We start from the raw sequence: 5,769 nt of genomic DNA on the forward strand, positions 1-5,769 counted from the left end.
ACATCCCTGCTGGAAAAATGCCGGGCATAAAAAAACCCAGCCGCTTGGCTGGGTTTTTCGAGCGTATCCCGAAGGATTAACGCTTGGAGTACTGCGGACGCTTACGCGCTTTGCGCAGACCGACTTTCTTACGCTCGACTTCACGGGCGTCACGAGTGACGTAACCGGCTTTGCGCAGGGAGCTGCGGTAGCCTTCGTCATACTCGATCAGAGCGCGGGTGATGCCGTGACGGATAGCACCGGCCTGACCGCTCACACCACCGCCAGCGACGGTAACGTAGATGTCGAACTTCTCCAGGGTCTCGGTCAGCTCGAGGGGCTGACGCACGACCATGCGCGCGGTTTCGCGGCCGAAGAAGGTGTCCAGAGCGCGATCGTTGATGGAGATCTTGCCAGTGCCCGGACGGAGGAAGACACGAGCGGTGGCAGTCTTACGACGGCCGGTACCGTAATTTTGAGTTGCCGACATGTTGTACTATCCCGATTAAAACTTGAGTTCTTGGGGCTGCTGAGCGGTGTGCGGATGGTTCGCACCCTTGTACACCTTGAGCTTGCGATACATGTCGCGGCCCAGCGGGTTCTTCGGCAGCATACCCTTGACGGCGGTCTCGATGACGCGCTCGGGAGCACGGGCGATCAGCTTTTCGAAGTTGATCGACTTGATGCCACCCGGGAAACCGGAGTGATGGTAGTACATCTTGTCGGTAGTCTTGGCACCGGTCACACGAACCTGCTCGGCGTTGATGACGACGATGTAGTCGCCGGTGTCAACGTGAGGGGTGTATTCGGGCTTGTGCTTGCCACGCAGGCGAGTGGCGATTTCAGTAGCCAGACGACCCAGAGTCTGGCCAGCAGCGTCGACGACGTACCAGTCGCGCTTAACGGTTTCCGGTTTTGCGGTGAAAGTTTTCATTCTCTATGGCCTCAGAGGCCGCCCTGGTAAAAAGACGGCAAATTCTACACAACAGTGCAACCCCAGACAAGTCAGGGGCAGCCGGAAACAGACGCTCTTCGGGGGCTCGGGTCGGCGTCCGCTACGGCGATCTCGGCAGGCTTAGGCATCCCCCGCCAAGAAAGCTGCGGCATGATACCCGCTCAGGGTAAAAAAGCAAGCAGAGAATCAGAAGGAAAAGAGCGCCTGGGTAGCCGCCGAGCCCTGACGGCGTGAGGCCAGGTGGTCTGCCAGCCGTGTGGGTTCCGGCAGGCGGTGGCGTCTGACGCAGGCCATGACCAGCGCGGGCGCGGTGGCCAGACTGACCCGGTGGCCGGGCGAGACGATCAGCGGCTTGACCCGATCCTTGCTGCGCAGCACCGTACCTATCACCCCACCCTCGCGATTCAGCAAGTCGACCTGGCTGCCGCGCGTCTCGGCGAGTTCGCCGTGGTGGCCAGTGAGGATTTTCTTGGCCACGCCAATCGTCGGCAGACCGGTGACCACGCCCAGATGGGCGGCGATACCCAATCGGCGTGGATGGGCGATGCCGTGGCCATCGCAGAACACCAGCTCGGGGGTCTCTGGCAATTCCGCCAAGGCCTGAAGCAACGCCGGCAGTTCGCGAAAGGACAGCAAGCCTGGCACATAGGGCATCACGGTGGGGATGCGGGCGACGGCATGGGCCAGCGGCTGCAAGGTCTCGGCATCCAGCAGGACGGCGACCGCGCGGGTGATCTCGCCGCCCTCCTCGAAGCCTACATCGACGCCGGCATAACGCCGCGGCGAGCCGAAGTCGTCGTGCAACAGGACCTGCTTGGCCAGTTGCTTTTGCAGGATGCGCGCCTGGGTAGGCGAGCCATCCCAATCGGCGAAGGGGTCAGAATTCACACGTACCTCCCGAAAACCTGGGTCAAAGGATTGATCCTTCAACCCAGCCAGGGTTCAGGGCTTGTGCGGTCGAGCGAGGTACTCGTGGGACTGCATTTCCAGCAGACGGCTGAGGGTGCGCTGGAATTCGAACTCCAGGCGGCCACCGGAATAGAGGTCCTTGAGTTCGACCTCGGCGGACAGGATCAGCTTGACCTGGCGATCGTAGAATTCGTCGACCAGGTTGATGAAGCGCCGTGCCATGTCGTCCTTGAGCGCATCCATCTGCTCGACGTTGCTGACCAGCACCGTCTGGAAGATCTTGCCCAGCTCAATGTAGTCGTTCTGGCTGCGCGGACCGTCGCAGAGGGCGCGGAAGTCGAACCAGGCGACGTCTTCGCAGGTGCGGCGGGCGCGAATCTCGCGATTCTCGATCATCAGCGGTACGTCTTCGCAGAGGTCGTTGCACTCGACGGTGAGCGAACGGAAGCTCTTGGCCATCGCGGCCTCGACCTCCTCACTCAGCGGATAGTGAAAGAGCTGGGCCTGCTCCAGGGCGCGCAGGCGATAGTCCACGCCGCTGTCGACGTTGACGATCTCGGTGTGCTCCTTGAGCAGCGCGATGGCCGGCAGGAAGCGCGCGCGCTGCAGGCCGTCCTTGTAGAGGCCGTCGGGCACGATGTTCGAGGTGGCGACCAGACTCACGCCGTTCTTGAACAGTTCTTCGAGCAGGGTCGCCAGGATCATGGCGTCGGTGATGTCGGAGACGAAGAATTCGTCGAAGCAGATCACCCGCGCCTCGTCGGCGAAGCGCCGGGCGATAATGGTCAGGGGATTCTTCTCGCCCTTGAGGGTGCGCAACTCTTCATGCACGCGCTTCATGAAGCGATGGAAGTGAGTGCGCATCTTCTGCTTGAACGGCAGGGCGTCATAGAAGGTATCGACCAGGTAGGTCTTGCCGCGCCCTACCCCACCCCAGAAATACAGCCCCTTGACCGGCGTGACCGTCTTGCGCCCGAGCAGCTTGCCGAACAGGCCGCCCTTGGCCGCGGGCTCGGCGAGCAATTCATCATAGAGGCGCTGCAGATGGCGGACGGCCTCTTCCTGGGCAGCATCGTAGAAAAACTCCGGGCGCTTGAGGTCGGCCTGGTAACGCTCGAGGGGGGTCATGGCGGCTTCTGGTCGGGTGGGAAAAAAGGGTGGTCACTGTAATGGCGGTCCCTGGCGTTGACAACGCCGGGGACCGCGGGTGCCCTTTAGGCTTCGGCCAATTGCGCCAGGGCGGCGCGGGTGCGCTCGACAAGGGCGTCACGGGCGGCGGGGGAATCGCTGGCGACGCCTTCGGCCACCACCTGATCGTCCAGCAGCAGCTGGAAGCCGTTGCCGTCTCCCGCCACGACACTGGCCGGCGTCGCGACCAGCTGCTTGCTGGTGATGCCGGCGGTCTTGGCTTCGGCGAAGGGGATCGACAGCGCCAGTTCGGTGCCGTCGGTGTCGAGCAGGCGGAAACGAAAGCTATCACCCTCACGGAAGCTGACGAAGCGGGCGGTCTTGCTGGTCTTCTTCTTGGTGCTGCCGACGGCGACCTGGGTCTTGAGCGAGCGCAGGCCCACGGCTTCGCGTAGTTCGCCGAGGAAGGGCGTGGCATCGCGGCGGGCCTTGGCGGCGCCGGCCAACAGGATATCTTCCAGATCGTCGGGACGGGCGATCAGCGCCGCATAGCGCTCGCGGGCCTCGCCCAGCTCGGCATCCAGTACCTCGAACAGCTGACCTTTGGCTTCGCCCCAGGCCAGGCCGTCCTGCAGGGCCGCGCGGAAGGCCGCGCTCTGCTCGGGGGTGGCAAAGGCCTGGTAGAGGGTGAAGAGATGGGCGCTGTCGGGGTCCTTGGGCTCGCCGGGCAGGCGCGAGTCGGTGACGATGCGGGCGATGGCGTCCTTGAGCTGCTTGGCGCTGCCGAACAGCGGGATGGTGTTGTCGTAGCTCTTCGACATCTTGCGGCCATCGAGACCGGGCAAGGTGGAGACGCTTTCCTCGATCACCGCCTCGGGCAGCGCGAAGTAGTCGCGCCCGTTGCCGAACAGGTGGTTGAAGCGCTGACCGATGTCGCGAGCCATCTCCACGTGCTGGATCTGGTCGCGCCCGACCGGCACGCGCCGGGCGTTGAACATGAGGATGTCCGCGGCCATCAGCACCGGATAGCTGTAGAGCCCCATGGTGACCCCGGCATCGGGATCCTCGCCCTGCTCCAGGTTGCGGTCGACCGCGGCCTTGTAGGCATGGGCGCGATTGAGCAGGCCCTTACCGGCGACGCAGGTGAGCAGCCAGGTCAGTTCGGGGATCTCGGGGATGTCGGACTGGCGATAGAAGGTCACCCGCTGCGGATCCAGGCCGCTGGCCAGCCAGGTGGCGGCGATCTCCAGGCGCGAACGCTGGATGCGCGCCGGGTCGTCGCACTTGATCAGGGCATGGTAGTCGGCGAGGAAATAGAAGGAGTCGGCATCGTCGGCCAGGCTGGCGCGGATGGCGGGACGGATGGCCCCGGCATAGTTGCCCAGGTGCGGGGTACCGGTGGTGGTGATGCCAGTGAGGATGCGAGTGGTCATGGAGGCGCTGGAAATCCGAGAGACTAACGAGGGTCAGGCCTGCAGGCGGGGCAGGACCAGATCTTTGAGTTCGACGAGTTTGCCATGGAAGAAATGGCTGCAGTCGGCGACGCGGAGCAATTCGTGCGGCTGTTCGAGCGCGGCGGACCAGGCATAGACCCGCTCGGGGGTCACCACCTCGTCGGCCTCGGGCTGGATCACGGTGAGGCGCGCCCGTTGCGGCAGGCGGCCGTCGACCGCGAAACGCTCCACCGGCGGCGCCAGCATGAACAGCCGTTCCACCGCCACGCCCTCGCCTTCCAGGCGCCCGCCGAGGCAGGCGGCGACGCAGGAGCCGAAGGAGAAGCCGCAGAGGGTCAGGGGCAGGTCGGGATGGCGCTCGCGCAACCAGGCCAGGGCGGCCGCGGCATCGTCGATCTCGCCTTCGCCACCGGCATGCACGCCGGTGCTGGCGCCGACGCCGCGAAAGTTGAATCTGAGGGTGGCCTGGCCGGCATCCCGGGCGATGCGCTGCAGGGTGGCGACCACCTTGTTCTGCATGGCGCCGCCATGGAGCGGATGGGGATGACAGAGCAGGACCGCGCCGGTGGGGGCTTCAGGGCTCTGGTACAGCGCTTCCAGAGTGCCCGCGGGGCCCTCCAGCAGCAGGGGTTGTTCACGGGCTGACACGCTTGACTCCGTGATCCCGGACGAACAGTGCTCATCCAAGGAGTTGATTTTGATAGGGTCGATCCTGCGCGATGCCTGACTGCGGGGTATGATGACGCCCAGCGAATGGCAGAAGACGCAACCCAGTGTACAGGCTCGCCGGTCTGCCGTTACCGTAAAGCAAAGCCGCTCATAGAGGAAGTTTCGTGGAACAGTCGCTCACTACCTGGTTGTTGCCCCTGGTCGCGCTGCTGATCGGGGTCGGGATAGGTTTTCTGCTGGCACGCCTGGTGCCGGGTGCCGCGCCGAGCCGGGTGCAGCGCCAGCTGGATGATCTGCAGAAGAAGTTCGACGACTACCAGCACGAGGTCACCAGCCACTTCAGTACCACCGCCGGCCTGGTGCGCAAGCTCACCCAGACCTACCAGGACATGCAGTCGCACCTGTCCGAAGGCGCCGAGCGTCTGGCTCAGGACGAACTGACCCGTCAGCACCTGCTGGCCTCGCTGCACAGCGCCGAGCAGCGTTACCCGTCCAGTCGCGAGCGCATCGACGGTCCGACCGAAGCGCCGCGGGACTACGCGCCCAAGGGTGACGGTACCCCCGGCACCCTCGACGAAACCTACGGCGTGAAAAGCCGCGGTTGATCGCCAAGGCCGGGGACTCCCCGGCCTTCTGCTTTCCGGCCTCCACCCTCTTCACTCAGGGCGCGACGCC

7 protein-coding genes are annotated in these 5,769 nt (G+C 64.4%); 1 reads left to right on the forward strand and 6 read right to left on the reverse strand.

Features of this window, described 5'->3' with window-relative positions:
* Window positions 1-76: 76 nt before the first annotated feature.
* The 6 genes from rpsI to C722_RS0113020 form a co-directional block, all read right to left on the reverse strand.
* Window positions 77-469, reverse strand: a complete 393-nt coding sequence (gene rpsI / locus C722_RS0112995) for a 30S ribosomal protein S9 (protein ID WP_017640910.1) — start codon at window positions 467-469, stop codon at window positions 77-79.
* A gap of 15 nt (window positions 470-484) precedes the next feature.
* Window positions 485-913: a 50S ribosomal protein L13 gene (gene rplM / locus C722_RS0113000; RefSeq protein ID WP_007160609.1), complete on the reverse strand. Its 429-nt coding sequence runs from the start codon at window positions 911-913 to the stop codon at window positions 485-487.
* Window positions 914-1,120: 207 nt separating this feature from the next.
* Complete coding sequence (gene nfi / locus C722_RS0113005) at window positions 1,121-1,822, reverse strand: deoxyribonuclease V (protein WP_017640911.1); 702 nt, start codon at window positions 1,820-1,822, stop codon at window positions 1,121-1,123.
* Window positions 1,823-1,876: 54 nt separating this feature from the next.
* Entirely contained in the window at window positions 1,877-2,971 is a 1,095-nt protein-coding gene (gene zapE, locus C722_RS0113010) for a cell division protein ZapE (protein ID WP_017640912.1), read from the reverse strand.
* 86 nt (window positions 2,972-3,057) lie between these two features.
* The gene (locus tag C722_RS0113015) at window positions 3,058-4,404 is read right to left on the reverse strand and encodes a tryptophan--tRNA ligase (RefSeq protein ID WP_017640913.1); all 1,347 of its coding nucleotides are present in this window, start codon (window positions 4,402-4,404) and stop codon (window positions 3,058-3,060) included.
* Between the two features lie 33 nt (window positions 4,405-4,437).
* Window positions 4,438-5,073: an alpha/beta hydrolase gene (locus C722_RS0113020; RefSeq protein WP_026083826.1), complete on the reverse strand. Its 636-nt coding sequence runs from the start codon at window positions 5,071-5,073 to the stop codon at window positions 4,438-4,440.
* Between the two features lie 185 nt (window positions 5,074-5,258).
* Here C722_RS0113020 and C722_RS0113025 point away from each other — a divergent pair, with 185 nt between their 5' ends.
* Window positions 5,259-5,699 carry a YhcB family protein gene (locus C722_RS0113025; protein WP_007160614.1) on the forward strand — a complete coding sequence of 147 codons (441 nt, stop codon included), beginning with the start codon at window positions 5,259-5,261 and terminating at the stop codon, window positions 5,697-5,699.
* Window positions 5,700-5,769: the final 70 nt, after the last annotated feature.

The sequence above is a fragment of the Pseudomonas sp. 313 genome (genome assembly GCF_000316965.1).
Lineage (GTDB): Bacteria > Pseudomonadota > Gammaproteobacteria > Pseudomonadales > Pseudomonadaceae > Chryseomonas > Chryseomonas benzopyrenica.

Coding starts and splice junctions, on each gene's coding strand:
- zapE (WP_017640912.1), bottom strand. CDS start 2,971: ATGACCCCCCTCGAGCGTTACCAGGCCGACCTCAAGCGCCCGGAGTTT.
- rpsI (WP_017640910.1), bottom strand. CDS start 469: ATGTCGGCAACTCAAAATTACGGTACCGGCCGTCGTAAGACTGCCACC.
- C722_RS0113015 (WP_017640913.1), bottom strand. CDS start 4,404: ATGACCACTCGCATCCTCACTGGCATCACCACCACCGGTACCCCGCAC.
- rplM (WP_007160609.1), bottom strand. CDS start 913: ATGAAAACTTTCACCGCAAAACCGGAAACCGTTAAGCGCGACTGGTAC.